The 19,046-nt window shown below is 61.4% G+C and carries 15 protein-coding genes; 10 read left to right on the top strand and 5 right to left on the bottom strand.

Annotated elements, in window-relative coordinates; translation table 11 throughout:
• Positions 1-304 precede the first annotated feature (304 nt).
• Positions 305-961 (top strand): alpha/beta fold hydrolase, encoded by a 657-nt coding sequence (locus tag V3H56_RS05030; RefSeq protein ID WP_053149352.1) that lies wholly within the window; start codon positions 305-307, stop codon positions 959-961.
• A gap of 98 nt (positions 962-1,059) precedes the next feature.
• Positions 1,060-2,532 carry an ATP-dependent RNA helicase RhlB gene (gene rhlB / locus V3H56_RS05025; RefSeq protein WP_338474271.1) on the top strand — a complete coding sequence of 491 codons (1,473 nt, stop codon included), beginning with the start codon at positions 1,060-1,062 and terminating at the stop codon, positions 2,530-2,532.
• A gap of 136 nt (positions 2,533-2,668) precedes the next feature.
• On the opposite strand, the gene moaE is transcribed toward rhlB, so the two are convergent.
• From moaE to V3H56_RS05000, 5 genes are all read right to left on the bottom strand, one after another.
• Entirely contained in the window at positions 2,669-3,121 is a 453-nt protein-coding gene (gene moaE, locus V3H56_RS05020) for a molybdopterin synthase catalytic subunit MoaE (RefSeq protein ID WP_042730170.1), read from the bottom strand.
• Between the two features lie 3 nt (positions 3,122-3,124).
• On the bottom strand, positions 3,125-3,367 hold the full coding sequence (gene moaD / locus V3H56_RS05015; protein ID WP_042730169.1) for a molybdopterin converting factor subunit 1: 243 nt from the start codon (positions 3,365-3,367) through the stop codon (positions 3,125-3,127).
• Positions 3,364-3,837, bottom strand: coding sequence for a cyclic pyranopterin monophosphate synthase MoaC (moaC, locus tag V3H56_RS05010; RefSeq protein ID WP_042730168.1), 474 nt, complete (start codon positions 3,835-3,837; stop codon positions 3,364-3,366). Before moaC ends, moaD begins: the two co-directional genes overlap by 4 nt.
• 258 nt (positions 3,838-4,095) lie before the next feature.
• A complete protein-coding gene (locus V3H56_RS05005) occupies positions 4,096-5,490 on the bottom strand; it encodes a PhoH family protein (protein ID WP_042730167.1) in 1,395 nt (464 codons plus the stop codon).
• Positions 5,491-5,827: 337 nt separating this feature from the next.
• Positions 5,828-6,952, bottom strand: coding sequence for a polysaccharide deacetylase family protein (locus V3H56_RS05000; RefSeq protein ID WP_042730166.1), 1,125 nt, complete (start codon positions 6,950-6,952; stop codon positions 5,828-5,830).
• Between the two features lie 311 nt (positions 6,953-7,263).
• Here V3H56_RS05000 and yaaA point away from each other — a divergent pair, with 311 nt between their 5' ends.
• The 8 genes from yaaA to V3H56_RS04960 all read left to right on the top strand — a co-directional run bounded on the left by yaaA (position 7,264) and on the right by V3H56_RS04960 (position 19,045).
• Entirely contained in the window at positions 7,264-8,043 is a 780-nt protein-coding gene (gene yaaA / locus V3H56_RS04995) for a peroxide stress protein YaaA (RefSeq protein WP_338474270.1), read from the top strand.
• Positions 8,044-8,854: 811 nt separating this feature from the next.
• A complete protein-coding gene (locus V3H56_RS04990; RefSeq protein ID WP_042729895.1) occupies positions 8,855-10,171 on the top strand; it encodes a nucleotide sugar dehydrogenase in 1,317 nt (438 codons plus the stop codon).
• A 97-nt stretch (positions 10,172-10,268) separates the two neighbouring features.
• Positions 10,269-11,753 carry a mannuronan synthase gene (gene alg8 / locus V3H56_RS04985; protein ID WP_185057635.1) on the top strand — a complete coding sequence of 495 codons (1,485 nt, stop codon included), beginning with the start codon at positions 10,269-10,271 and terminating at the stop codon, positions 11,751-11,753.
• 35 nt (positions 11,754-11,788) lie between these two features.
• The gene (locus V3H56_RS04980) at positions 11,789-12,958 is read left to right on the top strand and encodes an alginate biosynthesis protein Alg44 (RefSeq protein WP_042729897.1); all 1,170 of its coding nucleotides are present in this window, start codon (positions 11,789-11,791) and stop codon (positions 12,956-12,958) included.
• Positions 12,959-12,967: 9 nt separating this feature from the next.
• Complete coding sequence (algK, locus tag V3H56_RS04975; protein WP_123578181.1) at positions 12,968-14,479, top strand: alginate biosynthesis TPR repeat lipoprotein AlgK; 1,512 nt, start codon at positions 12,968-12,970, stop codon at positions 14,477-14,479.
• Positions 14,480-14,484: 5 nt separating this feature from the next.
• Entirely contained in the window at positions 14,485-15,969 is a 1,485-nt protein-coding gene (locus tag V3H56_RS04970) for an alginate export family protein (RefSeq protein ID WP_042729907.1), read from the top strand.
• A gap of 26 nt (positions 15,970-15,995) precedes the next feature.
• Positions 15,996-17,585 carry a mannuronan 5-epimerase AlgG gene (gene algG, locus V3H56_RS04965; RefSeq protein WP_042729908.1) on the top strand — a complete coding sequence of 530 codons (1,590 nt, stop codon included), beginning with the start codon at positions 15,996-15,998 and terminating at the stop codon, positions 17,583-17,585.
• Positions 17,586-17,596: 11 nt separating this feature from the next.
• Positions 17,597-19,045, top strand: coding sequence for an alginate O-acetyltransferase (locus V3H56_RS04960; RefSeq protein ID WP_042729899.1), 1,449 nt, complete (start codon positions 17,597-17,599; stop codon positions 19,043-19,045).
• Position 19,046: the final 1 nt, after the last annotated feature.

Here is a 19,046-nt window from a genome sequence, read left to right as displayed (position 1 = left end):
AATCGGCCGAACGGGCTGTAGCCCTTCACGTTCGCGAAGCCCGTAGCGGCTATTGGCGAACATCCATCACCGGATTTCTGATATCCCATGCGTCGCGTCAAGCTGATAGTGTTACCGCGCAGCGTAAGAATCATCACTCAGGCATCCTCATAGCAAAGCCCGTACCAGACCGCTGCGCTTGGTCCTTGTAAAACACGTCAAGACAAAAAGTTGTAAGTTTGCGACATCTAATTAACTGAGACACCGGACGCGCACCGTAACAATGCACTGATAGGGCGCACCCGCACAGATTTGGAGCACCGCCATGACCGACCCCTTGATTCTCGAGCCCAGCGGCACCGCAGACGCGTGCGTTATCTGGCTCCACGGCCTGGGCGCCGATCGCTTTGATTTCCTGCCAGTGGCCGAAATGCTGCAACAAAGCCTGCTCACCACGCGTTTCGTTCTACCCCAGGCGCCGACCCAGCCAGTAACGATCAACGGGGGCTACGCGATGCCCAGTTGGTACGACATCCGCGCGCTGAGCCCGGCGCGGGCCATCGACGAACAGCAACTGGAAGTCTCGGCACAACGGGTCATCGACCTCGTCGAAACCCAGCGAGCCGGCGGAATAGACGCCTCGCGGATTTTCCTGGCGGGGTTCTCCCAGGGCGGCGCGGTGGTCTACCACACGGCGTTCGTGAAATGGCAGGGCCCGTTGGGCGGCGTGATCGCCCTCTCCACATATGCCCCGACGTTCGGCGACGAACTGCAATTGTCGGCCAGCCAGCAACGCATTCCCGTGCTGGCGCTGCACGGGCAGTACGACGAAGTGGTGCTCAACCCGATGGGGCGCACCGCCAAGGAGTATTTGAAGCAGCATGGTGTCACCGTGACATGGCAGGAATACCCAATGGGCCACGAAGTGTTACCCGAAGAGATTCGTGACATTGGCCATTGGCTGGCCGAGCGCTTGCGCTAAGAGGCACATCGTCACGCCAGGCCGTTGACGAACCCACTACGCCGCGCCCGTTTCTTGCATTACACTGGCCGGCGTACATTCCTTAACCAATCGATGAGATGACCGTGCTCAAAGCACTCAAGAAGATGTTCGGTAAAAGCGAGGCCGAACAGCTCGCGCCTGCCGCCAGCGCGCCTGTCCCCGCCCCGAGCCGTCCCGATGCGCAGCAGCCGCGCCGGACCGCCCCTGTGGCGCAGGAGAAAAAACAGCCGGCGGCGCCATCCGCCGCCAAACCCGTCGCCCCGGCGCCGGAGAAACCACGCAACGAATCCCCCCGGCCACGCCGTGAACGGGCGCCAAAGCCGCCGGTCGTCGCCTGGAAGCTGGAAGATTTCGTCGTCGCCCCCCAGGAAGGCAAGACCCGCTTCCATGACTTCAAGCTGGCCCCTGAACTGATGCATGCCATCCAGGACCTGGGGTTCCCGTATTGCACGCCCATCCAGGCGCAGGTGCTGGGCTACACCCTCGCCGGCAAGGACGCCATCGGTCGCGCCCAGACTGGCACCGGCAAGACCGCCGCGTTCCTGATCTCGATCATCACCCAACTGCTCCAGACCCCGCCGCCCAAGGAACGCTACATGGGTGAACCGCGGGCGCTGATCATCGCCCCGACCCGCGAGCTGGTGGTACAGATCGCCAAGGACGCCGCCGACCTGACCAAGTACACCGGCCTGAACGTCATGACGTTCGTCGGTGGCATGGACTTCGACAAGCAGCTCAAGCACCTCGAAGCCCGCCACTGCGACATCCTGGTGGCCACCCCGGGCCGCCTGCTGGACTTCAACCAGCGCGGCGACGTGCACCTGGACATGGTCGAAGTGATGGTCCTGGACGAAGCCGACCGCATGCTCGACATGGGCTTCATCCCCCAGGTCCGCCAGATCATTCGCCAGACCCCGCCGAAAAGCGAGCGCCAGACCCTGCTGTTTTCCGCCACCTTCACCGATGACGTGATGAACCTGGCCAAGCAGTGGACCACCGACCCGGCCATCGTCGAGATCGAAGCCGAGAACGTGGCCAGCGAAAACGTCGAGCAACACATCTATGCGGTGGCCGGTGCCGACAAGTACAAGCTGCTCTACAACCTGGTCAACGACAACGGCTGGGAACGGGTGATGGTCTTCGCCAATCGCAAGGACGAAGTGCGCCGCATCGAGGAACGCCTGGTGCGCGATGGCGTCAACGCCGCGCAGTTGTCAGGTGACGTGCCGCAACACAAGCGCATCAAGACGCTGGAAGGCTTTCGCGAAGGCAAGATCCGCGTCCTGGTGGCCACCGATGTCGCAGGTCGCGGCATCCACATCGACGGCATCAGCCACGTGATCAACTTCACCCTGCCGGAAGTACCGGACGACTACGTGCACCGGATCGGCCGCACCGGCCGCGCGGGCGCCGAAGGCGTGTCCATCAGCTTCGCCGGGGAAGACGACTCCTACCAGTTGCCGTCCATCGAGGCGCTGCTGGGCCGCAAGATCAGTTGCGAAATGCCACCGACGCATCTGCTGCGCCCGGTCGAGCGCAAGCGCTCCTGAGCCTGCCGCAACAAAAAAACGCAGCCCACCAAGGCTGCGTTTTTTTTGGCTTCAGGTCTTCGCAATTGGACAGGGGCAAAGCTGAGGACGCCTGCTCGCCACGCGCTTGAAAGTCACTGCAAGGAAACGGGCCTGCTCACGACTTCCAGCGATCCGCCGCCGCATGATCGCTGTCCCGGCCCTCGACCCAGCGCGGGCCGTCGGCGGTGTTTTCCTTTTTCCAGAATGGCGCCCGGGTCTTGAGGTAGTCCATGACAAAGGCGCAGGCGTCGAACGCCGCCTGGCGATGGGCGCTGGCGGCCGCGACGAACACGATCGGTTCGCCCGGCTCCAGCGCGCCGATGCGGTGCAGCACCTCCAGCTTGAGCAGCGGCCAGCGTTGCTCGGCCTCGGTGGCGATCTTGCCCAGGGCCTTCTCGGTCATGCCCGGGTAGTGCTCCAGGAACATCCCGGACACATCGAGGCCGTCGTTGAAATCGCGCACGTAGCCGACAAAACTGACCACCGCGCCCACGCCGACGTTGGCCGCGTGCATCGCATTGACCTCGGCCCCCGGGTCGAACGGCTCGGCCTGTACCCGAATCGCCATGGTTCAGCCTCCGGTCACGGTGGGGAAAAAGGCCACTTCGTCACCGTCCGCCAGGGGTTCGTCGAGCTGGCACAGGTCTTCGTTGCGCGCGCACATCAGGTTCTGTTCGCGCAGCACGTCGGCACCGTCACGGCGGGCGAGCAACGCGCGCACATCCTCGACCGTGGCGAACTCACCGTCGACGGTAACCGCTTCCACGCCCAGCGCTTCCCGATAACGGGCAAAGAATTTCACGTTGATTTTCATGAGGCGTCCGCCTGGAAATGACCGCTCTTGCCGCCGAGTTTCTCCAGCACGCGCACGCCTTCGATGGTCATGCCGCGGTCAACGGCCTTACACATGTCATAAATGGTCAGTGCCGCCACGCTGGCGGCGGTGAGGGCTTCCATCTCCACCCCGGTCTGGCCCGACAACTTGCACCGGGCGACGATGCGCACCCGCTCGTGCCCTTCGGCACTGAGCTCGACCTTGACGCTGGTCAGCATCAGGGGATGGCAGAGCGGGATCAGGTCGCTGGTCTTTTTCGCCGCCTGGATACCGGCAATGCGCGCCACGGCAAACACGTCGCCCTTGGGATGACCGCCACTGACGATCATCTGCAGTGTCTCGGGCAGCATGCGCACAAAGGCTTCGGCGGTGGCCTCACGGAACGTCACGGCTTTGTCGGTGACGTCGACCATGTTGGCGCGACCTTGGGAATCGAGATGAGTCAGCACAGGGTTACTCCTGATCGGGAGTGTCGATTGTAAACCCGTGGGTCAGATTCAGGCACGCCTGATTGTCGCACCTGGGGTGCGCTGTAATGCCCCAGACACCGCACATCCCCTTTTTGTGAGCGGGATTGCTCGCGAATGCTGTGGGTCAGTTGCTCAATAGGCGTCTGACACCGCGCTTTCGCGGGCAATCCCGCTCACACAGGTTTTTGTACAGCCGTAAAAAACCGGGCGGCCTGGAGGCCGTCCGGTCTGGTTGGGTTACAGGTGGGATTCGGCGTATTCGGCCAGGATCGAGCGCGGTACGCCTTGCAGGGTGATGTGGACGCCGTTGGGGAAGTCCTTGAAGCGTTCGGTCAGGTACGTCAGCCCCGAGCTGGTGGCGGACAGGTAAGGGGTGTCGATCTGCGCCAGGTTACCCAGGCACACCACTTTGGAACCGGCACCGGCACGGGTGATGATGGTTTTCATCTGGTGCGGGGTGAGGTTCTGGCATTCGTCGATCAGGATCAGGCTTTGCTGGAAGCTGCGGCCCCGGATGTAGTTGAGGGATTTGAACTGCAACGGCACTTTGCTGAGGATGTAGTCGACGCTGCCATGGGTGCTTTCATCATCCATGTGCAAGGCTTCGAGGTTGTCGGTGATGGCCCCCAGCCAAGGCTCCATTTTTTCCGCCTCGGTGCCGGGCAAGAAGCCGATTTCCTGGTCCAGGCCCTGCACGCTGCGGGTGGCGATGATGCGCCGGTAACGCTTGCTGACCATGGTCTGCTCGATGGCGGCGGCCAGGGCCAGGATGGTCTTGCCCGAACCGGCGGCGCCGGACAGGTTGACCAGGTGAATGTCCGGGTCGAGCAAGGCGAACAGCGCCAGGCTCTGGTAGATGTCGCGAGGCTTGAGGCCCCAGGCCTCCTGGTGCAACAGGGGCTCCTGGTGCAGGTCGAGGATCAGCAGCTTGTCGTCCTGGATTTCCTTGATCCAGCCGACAAATCCTTGTTCGTCGATGATGAATTCGTTGATGTGCACCGCCGGCAGGTTGTCGATCAGTTGCACCTGGTGCCAGGTGCGACCGTGATCCTGGCGGGTCTCGACCTTGCTCACCCGGTCCCAGAAGGAGCCGGTCATGGTGTGGTAGCCATTGGGCAACAACGAGACGTCGTCGACCAGTTGGTCGGTGCTGTAGTCCTCCGCCGCGATCCCGCAGGCGCGGGCCTTGAGGCGCATGTTGATGTCTTTGGTGACCAACACCACGGCCTGGTCCTTGTTGCGCGCGTGCAGGTCGATCAACTGGTTGATGATGATGTTGTCGTTCAGGTGTTCAGGCAGCACCAGGTTCGGTTCGGTGCGCTTGCTCATCAGGATCGAGAGCAGGCCCTTGGGACCGCTCTTGCCACGCTGGATCGGCACGCCGAGCTCGACGTCCTCGGGGGAGGCATCGCCCAGGGTCTTGTCGATCAGGCGGATCGCCTGGCGGCATTCGGCGGCCACGCTGTGATGCCCGCTCTTGAGCTTGTCCAGCTCCTCCAGCACGGTCATCGGGATGGCGACGTGGTGTTCTTCGAAGTTCAGGAGCGCGTTTGGATCGTGAATCAATACGTTGGTATCGAGTACATACAGGATTGGCTGGTTGGAGGAAGGGCTACGTCCGTGGTCATCCATACTCGGTCACCTTTGTGGGGGCCATTCGACGCAATACCGTGACAGTGCTGCGCCTCGAGGTAGCCACCGAATTCACCCGCGAGGGTTCAGGTGAACTGCACACAATCTGGGTCTTGGAAGACGCCACCTGTGTTGCAGGTTTCGGCGGTCTGACTTCTTGATACTCCAAAAACCATGACAGGAAAAAGCACTTTGACGCTTTTTTGAAGTTTATTTTTCAGAGTGACGAATAACCCTTGGCGTACCGCCCCGGCACCGTTAAAGTCGGAAGTCCGGTTGCCCTGAATGTCCGCCGCAATTTGCGCCCCGCCCAATGTTTCCGGGCCTTTTCCAGGTTTCAGCGAAACGCTTCCTGACAGTCTTCCCAACCGATCCCGCTTTGCGCCGTCTGCGTCACCAGCCACGGCAGCGCCGTCTTCACCCCCTCCTGCTTGGCATTGAAGTTGATCACCCCATGGCGCCATAACAGCATCAGCGTCAGCGCACGCTGGGCGCTTTGCTCGGGTTTGAGCCGCAAGGTGCTGTCCTGGGGATCGATGTCCCACAGCGCCACTTGCAGGCCCTGTTGCCGGAAGAACCCTTCGGCGTCGCCACGGCGCTGGCCCTGGGGCGGACGGAACAGCGGCACGTAGTTCTCCGGCAACTTGCTCTTGACCAGGTCGACGCTGCGCCGCACCGAATCCTGCCAGTCCTGCCAATAGCTATGGGAACGGAACTCCCAGCCCTGAACCCCCACGCACTGCCCGGAATACAAGCTCTGGAGGCCGTTGACGGCGTGCTCCGCCAGCCGCGCCTCGATATCCTTGCCCAACACGAAGAAGGTGCCGTTCATGTTCGACTTGCGCAGGTAATCCGTCACCCATGGGGTATTGTCCGGCGTCACGTTGGCGCCGCTGTCGAAGGTCAGCAGGAAGAGCCGGTCATGCATGGCTTCGCCGTTGCGCTCGTAATCACCGAACCGCGCAATTTCGCTGCTGGTTTGCGGGAAAAGCGCGGCCTTTCGCAGCAGCTCGTCGCGGTACTGGGTGTGGAAGACCTGGCTCGGCCCGGCCCATTTGTAATAGAACGAACTCTCATCGAGGTGGAACCTGCGCGCCTCTTCGCGCAGCGTCGCCATGTTCTCGACCAGATAACAGAAGGAGGCATCCTGGTCGCAACTGCGTTGGGCAAAGTTGTAGTTGTCCAGCAGCCGCTGCCACAACCGGGTACGAAGCGCGTCCACCGCGGCCATGTTGACCGTACGCAGCCCCAGGTATTGCTTGAGGGCGATTTCATCCATGGCGTCGACGTCCAGCAACACCCGGGCGAACATCAGGATCTCGGCCCGCGAGGCCACGTCGAACAAGGTCGGGCTGGTGAGCTGTTCCGGCCAGGTGCTGCGGTCGAGGGTCGCAATGTCGTTGGGCGCGGCGATGACGCTGCAACTCAACAGCCAGGCCGATAACACAAAGGCGATACGCAAAAGGGATGTCTCCATAACGAAACCCGCGCCGCATCATAGCTGATCCTGGAGCGACGACTTGTCGGCTCCAACCACTTATCTGGACATACCCGCTTTTGTGGCGAGGGAGCTTGCTCGCACAGGGCTGTGAAGCAGCCCCAGGAGTGCCGGCAACCGCTTCGCGCCCGAGCGCGAGCAAGCTCCCTCGCCACAAGAACATGCGGGTTCCAGACCACAACTCGCCTCACACCACCCATCCCCTATTGCCCCTATAGCTGGAGTCCACCCGGACAACCCCCTAGAATCGCCGCACCTTTGAAGGAGACGACTAGATGCTGATGGTGATTTCCCCCGCCAAGACCCTCGACTATGAAACGCCACCGGCCACCGAGCGTTTTACCCAGCCGCAGTACCTGGACCACTCCCAGGAACTGATCGAGCAACTGCGCGAGCTCTCGCCGGCACAGATCAGCGAACTGATGCACGTCTCCGACAAGATCGGTGGCCTCAACGCCGCACGGTTCGGCAGCTGGACGCCGGCCTTCACCCCGGCCAACGCCAAGCAGGCATTGCTGGCCTTCAAGGGCGACGTGTACACCGGCCTCGACGCCCAGAGTTTCGGCGAGGCCGACTTCGACTACGCCCAGCAGCACCTGCGCATGCTCTCCGGCCTGTATGGCCTGCTGCGCCCGCTGGACCTGATGCAGCCCTACCGGCTGGAGATGGGCACGAAGCTGGCCAACGCCCGGGGCAAGGACCTTTATGCGTTCTGGGGCACGCGTATCAGCGAGTGGCTGAACGAAGCCCTGGCCGAACAAGGTGACGATGTCCTGTTGAACCTGGCGTCCAACGAGTACTTCTCGGCGGTCAAGCGCAACGCCCTGAAAGCGCGCGTCATCGACACCGAGTTCAAGGATTTGAAGAACGGCCAGTACAAGATCATCAGTTTCTACGCCAAGAAAGCCCGCGGCCTGATGAGTCGCTTCGTGATCCAGGAACGCATCAACGACCCTGCCGCCCTCAAGCAATTCGATGTACAGGGCTATCGCTTCAACGCCCAACAATCGAGCCCGGACAAACTGGTTTTCCTGCGCGACCATGCTCCGGAATAAAGCATAACTTTATAAGGCCCCCTGATCGGGGGCCTCGATCAACCCCGTACTTGTCATCTTGCTTCCCCTCCCACTTCGTCAGCTTCATGACGCCAACAAATCGTCCACCCCGCAGGCTAACTTTTGTTTCACTCGACACTCGTCAGTTTTTTGCGTAGTGGCACACATTTTTTTCTACCGTAGTGGCACAAAACTATCCACCCCCGCTAACTCCCCATTTATAAAGGGCGAAACGGCGCGTGATATCAAAATGAAAGCAGTGCCATCTTGGATAATATTTCGAAAAATTTCGAAAATCGCGATGAGCGGATCGGAACTATGTGAAATCGCACGGCTCATACCACCGGTAACGATTATCGCCGAACGTGTAGGAGATAACTTACAGACGACGTCGGACGGAGTAACCAAGTTGTCACGGCAACTTAGCGAAACGGTCGCCTAATTGGATCCACCCTTAAAGGATGGGAGATAACGCAACATTACTATCCCCAAAAAGGCCAAGGCTGCGCCCCTACATTGTGCTCACCCGAGCACGGAAGTTTTTGATTTTGTGGGCTTTTCGCCAGAGATCAGAAGTGAAACACCTTTGCACGAGTGTTCCCGACAACGAGGACTGGCTGCATAACAGGGCAGGTCATAACAACAAGGCCGCTTTGCGCACAACTTGAGTGCAATTATTTAGACACTCGGAACTTAGTATGCCTGCACAACGGCATTGTGGCGCCTGCACTCCACACTTCCGAGTGCACGATGACCGCTGAACACTATTAACTCCGGCCATTTATTGGCGTGAAAAACAGAGGTAAATGCGATGCGCATTAGCATATTTGGTTTGGGTTACGTCGGTGCAGTATGTGCCGGTTGCCTGTCTGCACGGGGCCATGACGTAGTTGGCGTAGATGTCGCCAAAGACAAGATCGACATGATCAACGCGGGCAAATCGCCGATTGTTGAACCTGGTCTTGGCGAGCTGTTGGCCCAAGGTATTGAAACAGGTCGACTGCGCGGTACTACCAACTTCGCCGAAGCGATTCGCGATACTGACCTGTCGATGATTTGCGTCGGTACTCCGAGCAAAAAGAACGGCGACCTGGAACTGAACTACATTGAGGCCGTGTGCCGCGAGATCGGTTTCGTACTGCGTGACAAGACCACCCGCCACACTGTCGTGGTCCGCAGCACCGTATTGCCGGGCACCGTCGCAAACGTTGTCATCCCGATCCTGGAAGACTGCTCCGGCAAGAAAGCCGGCGTCGACTTCGGCGTCGCGGTCAACCCTGAATTCCTGCGCGAAAGCACCGCGATCAAGGACTACGACCTGCCACCGATGACCGTGATCGGTGAGTTCGACAAAGCTTCTGGCGACGTCCTGCAATCGCTGTACGAAGAACTCGATGCGCCGATCATCCGCAAGGACATCGCCGTCGCCGAGATGATCAAGTACACCTGCAACGTCTGGCACGCCACCAAGGTGACCTTCGCCAACGAGATCGGCAACATCGCCAAGGCAGTCGGCGTCGATGGCCGTGAAGTGATGGATGTGGTCTGCCAGGACAAGACCCTGAACCTGTCCCAGTACTACATGCGCCCAGGCTTCGCCTTCGGCGGCTCCTGCCTGCCCAAGGACGTTCGCGCCCTGACCTACCGCGCCAGCTCCCTGGACGTGGAAGCGCCATTGCTCAACTCGCTGATGCGCAGTAACGAGTCCCAGGTGCAGAACGCCTTCGACATCGTTTCCAGCCACGAGAAACGCAAAGTCGCCCTGCTGGGCCTGAGCTTCAAGGCCGGCACCGACGACCTGCGCGAAAGCCCGCTGGTCGAGCTGGCGGAAATGCTGATCGGCAAGGGCTACGACCTGCGCATCTACGACAGCAACGTCGAATACGCCCGCGTCCACGGCGCGAACAAGGACTACATCGAGTCGAAGATCCCTCACGTCTCGTCCTTGCTCAACTCCGACTTCGACTCGGTCATCGACAGCTCCGACATCATCATCCTGGGCAACCGTGACGAGAAGTTCCGCGCGCTGACCGAGAACGTACCGGAAGGCAAGCAGGTCATCGACCTGGTCGGCTTCATGTCCAAGGCCACCACGCCGAGTGGCCGGACCGAAGGCATCTGCTGGTAAGTCTGTTTGCCGGCCGGGGCACATCCCGGCCGGCCTTTCGCCTGCCTTAACCCATCGGGCCGCCCACGAGGCCCGCCCGAGATAGAGACGGATGCAGATTATGCACAGGCTAAAGCACGGCCTGCTTCAGGCCGCCGGTTGGCTGTTTTACTTGAGTTTATTGATGGGCATCGCCTTGGCGTTGCCCACGTCCACGTTCGACTCCGAATCCAAGGACTTCATCTTCCTGATCGGCGCCGTGGGCATCTGGCGTTACTCCATGGGCGCAACGCATTTCGTGCGCGGCATGATCTTCCTGTACATCGTCTACCCGCATCTGCGCCGCAAGGTTCGCAAACTGGGCAAGGCCGCCGATCCATCCCACGTGTACCTGATGGTCACCAGCTTCCGGATCGATGCGCTGACCACCGCCCAGGTGTATGGCTCGGTGATTCGCGAAGCCATCGACTGTGGGCTGCCTACCACCGTGGTCTGCTCCATCGTGGAAATGTCCGACGAGCTGCTGGTCAAGAGCCTCTGGGCCCGCATGAACCCGCCAGAGCGGGTCAAGCTGGACTTCGTGCGCATCCCCGGCACCGGTAAGCGCGACGGCCTGGCCTACGGCTTCCGCGCCATCTCCCGCCACCTGCCGGACGACCGCGCGGTGGTCGCCGTGATCGATGGCGACACCGTCCTCGCCGAAGGCGTCGTGCGCAAGACCGTCCCTTGGTTCCAGCTGTTCGGCAACGTCGGCGGCCTGACCACCAACGAGTTCTGCGAAGTGCGCGGCGGCTACATCATGGCCGAGTGGCACAAGCTGCGTTTCGCCCAGCGTCACATCAACATGTGCTCCATGGCCCTGTCCAAGCGCGTGCTGACCATGACCGGTCGTATGTCGGTGTTCCGCGCCACGGTAGTGACCAACCCCGACTTCATCGCCGACGTCGAGAGCGACTCGCTACAACACTGGCGCCTGGGCCGCTTCAAGTTCCTGACCGGCGACGACAAGTCGAGCTGGTTCAGCCTGATGCGCCTGGGCTACGACACCTTCTACGTGCCTGATGCGGCGATCAACACCGTTGAACACCCGCCGGAAAAAAGCTTCATCAAGGCCAGTCGCAAGCTGATGTTCCGCTGGTACGGCAACAACCTGCGGCAAAACTCCCGGGCCCTGGGCTTGGGCATGCGCCGCCTGGGCATGTTCACCTCGGTGGTGCTGTTCGACCAGCGCGTGTCGATGTGGACCTCGCTGCTGGGCCTGACCGTGGCGCTGATCGCCAGCTTCAAGTACGGCACCGCGTTCATCCTGGTGTACCTGCTGTGGATCGGCATCACCCGCCTGATCCTGACGCTGCTGTTGTCGTGCTCCGGTCACCGGATCGGCCCTGCCTACCCGGCGATTCTCTATTACAACCAGATCGTCGGCGCGTTGGTGAAGATCTATGTGTTCTTCCGCCTTGACCAGCAGTCCTGGACCCGCCAGCCCACCTCACTGACCCGTGATCTCGCCAGCTTTCAACGTTGGTTCAACACTTGGTCGTCTCGGACCATGACCTTCTCCGCCGGCAGCATTTTTGTCGCTGTGCTGCTGACGATGGTCTGACCGGACTTGAATGAATTAACTAGGAAATCGCCCCTATGAACACCGCCGTGAACGTCAACGTAGTGCATGAATCCGAAGCCCAGCGCCAGCACGCCCGAGTGAAAATCCCGGCCAAGCTGCGTTTCTTCGGCCCCGACCGCACGCCAATGGAAGTCAAGGTCCTGGACCTGTCCGCTGGCGGCCTTTGCTTCAACGCCGGCCAGATGCCGCTCAAGGTGGGTGAAACCTACAAGGCCCGCCTGCAGTTCGTGATCGACAACCTTGGCCTGGCCATGGACGTGGAATTGCAGATCCGCTCCTTCGACCGCCAGACCGGCCGCACCGGTTGCCAGTTCCAGAACCTGGAGCCACGGGACATCGCCACGCTGCGTCACATCATCACCTCGCACCTGGCCGGCGACATCGTCGGTGTCGGCGACGTGCTGGCGACCTTGCAGCGCGACAACTTCACCAAGGCACGCAAGCAGAAAGACGAAAGCGGCGGCATGAGCGCTTTCGGTCGCCTGCGCGCAGTGACCTTCAGCCTCGGGATCTTCGTCGTCGGCCTGGCCGCGTTCGGCTTCATCTTCAAGTCGGTGTACGGCATGTACTTCGTCAGCCACGCCCAGGCGGGCCTGGTGAACGTACCCGGCATGGCCATCACCATGCCGCGCGACGGCACCGTGCAGAGCCTGGTCAAGGCTGACGGCGTGGCCGCCAAGGGCGCTCCGCTGGCGACCTTCAGCACCAGCATGCTCGACGTGCTCAAGGGCCACCTAGACGACAACCAGCTGCAACCGGCCAAGGTCGAGGAACTGTTCGGCAAGCAAATGACCGGCACCCTGACCTCGCCATGCGACTGCATCGTGGCCCAGCAACTGGTCGCCAACGGTCAGTACGCCAGCAAGGGCGACGTGATCTTCCAACTGGTGCCACGCGGCACCGAAGCCAACGTCGAGGCACGCTTCTCGTATCGCCAATTCGGCGACGTGCGCCCAGGCACCTCGGTCAACTTCCAGGTGGCCGGCGAAGACACCACCCGCACCGGCAAGATCGTCAGCAGCACCAGCCTGAAAAGTGAAGACCTCTCCTCCGACATCCGCGTGCTGATCAAGCCTGACGAGCCGCTGGACAGCTCGCTGGCCGGCCGTCCTGTGGAAGTCCACAGCGACCGTGGCCCGAACCTGAACTGGCTGATCGACAAAGCCATGGCTGTCGGTATCTAAGTCGAGGATATGCCCGTGACCACTCCACAAAACAACAACGCACCGCATTCCCTGTGGGAGCGAGCTTGCTCGCGATGGGATCAGCGCAGTGTGTCTGATGTATCGAGCGGCCTGCATCGCGAGCAAGCTCGCTCCCACATTCGATCGGGGTACTGCGCACTGGCCTTGGCAATCAGCCTGGCCGGCTGCGCCGGCCTGCCCGACCAGCGCCTGGCCAACGAAGCGCTCAAGCGCGGCGACACGGCGCTGGCGCAGCAGAACTACCAGCAGTTGGCAGACCTGGGCTACAGCGAAGCCCAGGTCGGCCTGGCCGATATTCAGGTGGACAGCCGTGATCCGGAGCAGATGAGAAAAGCCGAGGCGACCTACCGCGCCGCCGCCGACATCTCGCCACGGGCCCAGGCGCGCCTGGGTCGCCTGCTGGTGGCCAAACCCGGCTCCACCGAAGCCGAAAAGCACGAAGCCGAAGGCCTGTTGAAAAAAGCCTTCGCCAACGGTGAAGGCAACACCCTGATCCCGCTGGCGATGCTGTACCTGCAATACCCGCACAGTTTCCCGAACGTCAACGCCCAGCAGCAGATCAGCCAATGGCGCAGCGCCGGCTACCCGGAAGCGGGCCTGGCGCAGATCCTGCTCTACCGCACCCAGGGCACCTACGACCAGCACCTGGACGAAGTCGAGAAAGTCTGCAAGGCCGCGTTGGCCACCACCGACATCTGCTACGTCGAACTGGCCACGGTCTATCAGAAACGCGGCCAGCCGGAACAGCAGGCCGAGTTGATCAAGCAGATGCAGGCCGGCCACGCCCGCGGCGTCGTATCCGCCCAGCGCGTGGACAGTGTTGCCCGGGTCCTGGCCGATGCCAGCCTGGGTAAGACCGACGAAAAAACCGCCCAGTCGCTGCTCGAAGGCATCGCCCCCGGCTACCCCGCTGCCTGGGTCAGCCTGGCGCAGCTGCTCTACGATTTCCCTGAACTGGGCGACGTCGACAAGATGATGCAGTACCTGGAAAACGGCCGCGCCGCCGACCAGCCGCGTGCCGAGCTGTTGCTGGGCAAGCTGTACTACGAAGGCAAGTGGGTCCCGGCCGATGCCAAGGCCGCCGAGGCACATTTCCAGAAAGCCGTGGGCCGCGAAGTGGCCGCCGATTACTACCTCGGCCAGATCTATCGCCGTGGCTACCTGGGCCAGGTGTACTCGCAAAAAGCCCTGGACCATCTGCTCAAGGCCGCCCGCAACGGCCAGAACAGCGCCGACTTCGCCATTGCCCAGTTGTTCTCCCAGGGCAAGGGCACCAAGCCCAACCCGGTCAACGCCTATGTATTCAGCCAGTTGGCCAAGGTACAGAACACCCCGCAAGCCATCGAACTTGCCCAGACCCTCGAAGCCCAATTACCGCCGCAGCAACTTGCACAAGCCCAGCGCCTGCTAAAACAGGAGCAGGCCATTCGGGGCGCCATGAGCCCCGATACGCTGGAACTGCAAGCCCTAAAAGAAGATGACGGCGAGGAACAACTATGAAGCCTTTGAAGCTCAATCCTTTTGTGCAGGCCGGTATTGGCCTGACATGCGCCCTGCTCTGGTCCTGCCCGACGCTGGCCGCCCTGACTGAAACCAAGAACTTCGGCCTGGAAGTGAAGATCACCGGCCAGTCCGAAGACGACCGCGACCTCGGCACCCAGAGCGGTGGCGACGTCAACGGTATCGGCCTGGACCTGCGCCCTTGGGTCTACGGTGAAAGCGGTAACTGGAGCGCCTACGCCATGGCTCAGGCCGTGACCTCCACCGACATCATCGAGACGGACACCCTGCAACAATCCGACGGCGCCACCGAACAGACCGACAGCGGCGACCGCGAAGCCAAGAAAAGCTACCTGGCAATGCGTGAATTCTGGATTGGCTACAGCGGCCTGACCCCGTACCCGGGCGAGCAATTGAAGTTCGGCCGCCAGCGCCTGCGCAACGACGACGGCCAATGGCGCGACACCAATATCGAGGCCCTGAACTGGACCTTCGACACCACGTTGCTGCGGGCCAACCTCGGCGTTGCCGAACGCTTCAGCGAGTACCGCACCGACCTCAAGGAACTGTCGCCCAAGGACAAGGATCGCCTGCACGTCTATGGCGACGTCGGCTACCAGTGGATGCCAGGCCAGTGGGCCGGAATCCGTGCCCACCACACCCATGACAACGGCAGCCTCGACTACCCGACACCGGGCGAGCCTACCGACACCCTGGACAAGACCCAGAACGGCGACTTGACCTGGCTGGGCCTGGAAGCCAACAGCGACGCCTACAACTGGCGCAACACCAACACCGTCAACTACTGGGCCAGCATCACCGGCATGACCGGCGACCGCGACACCGTCAATGCGCTCAATGCCGACGGCACGCGCCCGGCGCAAGCCAAGCGCAGCGATGACGTCGACGGCTGGGCCACCGACCTGGGTATCCGCCTGCGCCTCGACCCGCAATGGCAAGTCGGTGCGGCCTATGCCCGCGCCAGCGAGGACTACGAACAAAACGGCCTGCAGAGCAACCGCTCGAACTTCACCGGCACGCGCTCGCGGGTCCACCGTTTCGGCGAAGCCTTCCGCGGCGAAATGGCCAACACCCAGAGCGCCAGCCTGTTCGGTTCCTGGCAGTTGCGCGACGAATACGACGCCAGCCTGGTGTACCACAAGTTCTGGCGCGTAGACGGCAACAAGCCGGTGGGCAGCAACGGCATCAACGCCGTGCAGAACAACACCGACGACGTCACCGGCGCCATCCTGTCCACCTCGACCCTGCCGCTGCGTGACGGCGACAAGGACCTGGGCCAGGAAGTCGACCTCGTCGTCACCAAGTACTTCAAGCAAGGTCTGCTGCCTGCCGCGTTGAGCCAGTCCATCGATGAGCCATCGGCGCTGGTGCGCTTTCGTGGCGGTGTGTTCAAGCCAGGCGATGCCTACGGCAAAGAGGTCGATTCGTACATGCATCGCGCCTTTGTCGACGTGATCTGGCGCTTCTGATGCAAATGGCCATGGGAGTGCCCGAAATGAACCGCTACCTCAGGAACAGCCAGGCGATGAAAGGTTCGATCAGCCTGTTGGTCGCAGCGATGCTGCTGGCCGGCTCGCCGGCGTTCGCCAACGTTGAACCGGCGGTCAAGCCAGGCAACGTGGTCAAGGAACTGCAACGCGCCAAGACCTACACCGTCAACAGCGCGCCGACCGCGCCGCTGGAACTGGCCAAGCCGACCTTGCCCGACCTCAAGGGCTTCACCGCCGAAGCGGCCGCGGCCAAGATCGTGCGGACCAAGACCGGCAAGGTCAGCGTGCGCCGGATGATGCAGGAAAACGCCTTGAAGGACTTCATCGGCGGCGACAACAAGATGGCCGAGTGGGTGGTGCGCCAGCACGGCATCCCCCAGGCCATCTTCCTCGACGACGGCTACATGAATCTCAAGGACGTGGCCAAGAAGGTGCCCAAGTACATCATCGAGACCTCGCCCGGTGTCTACCTGGCGAAGATCCCGATCGTGGTCGGCCAGAAAGGCATCCTGGAAATCGACAAACAGACCCAGGAACTGCGCCTGTCCCAGGAGGGCGGCTCGTTCCTGGTCAACGATGGCCAGATGTTTATCCGCGACACCAAGGTCACCGGCTGGCGTGAAAAGGACAACGGCCCCGCCACGTTCCGCTCGCCCAAGGAATTCCGTCCGTTCCTGCTGTCCTGGGGCGGCACCGAGACCTACATCGTCAACACCAAGATGGCCAGCTTCGGTTACTCCAACAGTAAGTCGTACGGGGTGAGTATTTCCCAGTACACGCCGAACATGGCCAAGGTCCTCAAGCGTCCGGAACCGACCGGCTGGATCATCGGTTCCGAGTTCTCGGACATGTGGTACGGCTTCTACTGCTACGAGACCCGCGACTTCGTGGTCAAGAGCAACACCTACAAAGACAACATCGTCTACGGCATCGACCCCCACGACCGTTCCCATCGGCTGATCATCGCCGACAACACGGTCTACGGGACGAAGAAGAAGCACGGGATCATCATTTCCCGTGAGGTCAACGACAGCTTCATCTTCAACAACCGCAGCTACGACAACAAGCTCTCGGGCCTGGTGATCGACCGTAACAGCGTCAACAACATCATTGCCTACAACGAGATCTACAAGAACCACACCGACGGCATCACCCTCTACGAGAGTGCCGACAACCTGTTGTGGGACAACAAGGTGATCAGCAACCAGCGTCACGGCATCCGGATTCGTAACAGCGTGAACATCCGCCTCTACGAAAACGTATCCATGGCCAACGGCCTGACCGGGATCTACGGCCACATCAAGGACCTGTCCGACACCGACCGCGACATCAAGCTCGACCCGTTCGACGCCGAGGTCTCGCTGATCGTGGTGGGTGGTGAACTGGCTGCCAACGGCAGCGGCCCACTGTCCATCGACTCGCCCTTGAGCGTGGAGCTGTACCGCGTGTCCATGCTCGCGCCGACCAAATCCAGCGGCATCAGCTTCACGGGAATCCTGGGTGAACGCCAGGATGAAATTCTCGACCTGCTGGTGCGCCAGCAGAAAGCCGTGCTGATCGACCCTGTCGAAAGCCAGACCGAATTGCGGGACTGAGGATGACCTTTATGAACCCACAGATGATCAAGCTTCTGGGCCTGTCCGCCCTGACTGCCGGCATTCTCGCCGCCACCTCGGGCGCGCGCGCCGATGAAATCCAGGCACCGACCTTCACGGCCGAGCCTTGCTGCAACCTGTGCCCTGCGGCCCACGATGCGAAGAACTACACCACGCGCTACCAGCAGAACTTCACCACGCTGGTCCAGGCCCAGGGTGACTGGCTGTTCCGGACCCAGGAAGACCTGCGTACCGAGTTCAACACCACCCCGGCCGGCTACAAGCGCCTGCAACAATTGCATGACGCGTTCAAGGCCAAGGGTGTCGAACTGGTGCTGGTCTACCAGCCGACCCGTGGCCTGGTGAACCGCAACAAGCTCAACCCCCAGGAGAAGGCCAGCTTCGATTTCGACAAGGCCCTGACCAACTACAAGACCATGCTGGGCCGCTTCGCCCAGATGGGTTACGTGGTGCCGGACCTGTCGCCGCTGACCAACGAAAACCTGCCTGAAACCCTCCCGGCCCACGACTTCTACTTCCGTGGCGACCAACACTGGACGCCTTACGGTGCCCAACGCACGGCCAAGATCGTTGCCGAGAAGGTCAAGCAGCTCCCGGCCTTCGCCGACATTCCCAAGCGTGAATTCGAGACCAAGAAGTCCGGCCGCATGGGCAAGACCGGCACCCTGCACAACATGGCCGGCCAACTGTGCGGCACCAGCTATGCCATCCAGTACATGGACCAGTTCACCACCGAGCCGAAGGGCGAGGCCGGTGACGGCGACCTGTTCGGCGATTCCGGCAACCCGCAGATCACCCTCGTGGGCACCAGCCACAGTGGCAAGAACTACAACTTCGCCGGTTTCCTGGAAGAAGCCATCGGCGCCGACATCCTCAACGTGGCCTTCCCCGGCGGCGGTTTCGAGGGCGCCATGATCCAGTACCTGGGCAGCGAAGAGTTCCAGAAGAACCCGCCGAAGATCCTCATCTGGGAGTTCTCGCCGCTGTATCGCCTGGACCAGGAAACCATCTACCGCCAGATGATGGCGTTGCTCGACAACAACGGCTGTGAAGGCAAGCCGGCGCTGATGAGCAGCAAGACCGCCCTCAAGCCGGGCAAGAACGAATTGATGGTCAATAGCAAGAATATGGACCTGCGTAACAGCAGTCACCAGATCGACATCCGCTTCGCCGATACCTCGGTGAAAACCTTGCAAGCCACCCTCTGGTACATGAATGGGCGCCACGAGGATATCAAGATCGAAAAACCGGATACCTCCGAAACCGACGGGCGTTTCGCCTTCCAACTGCGCACCGACGAAGACTGGGCTTCCCAGAACCTGCTGGCCCTGGAAGTCCAGGGGCCTGAAGCCGGTGCAGCCCCTCTGCAGGTGGAAGCGAAAGTCTGCAAACGCAACGCATCTGTGCAAGCCGAACAAACGGCTCAGATCGGACAATGAG

The organism is Pseudomonas sp. MS646 (assembly GCF_036693845.1).
GTDB classification, from domain to species: domain Bacteria; phylum Pseudomonadota; class Gammaproteobacteria; order Pseudomonadales; family Pseudomonadaceae; genus Aquipseudomonas; species Aquipseudomonas chlororaphis_E.
Note: the sequence above shows the minus strand (reverse complement) of the source record. Positions and strands in the feature narration are given on the sequence as shown.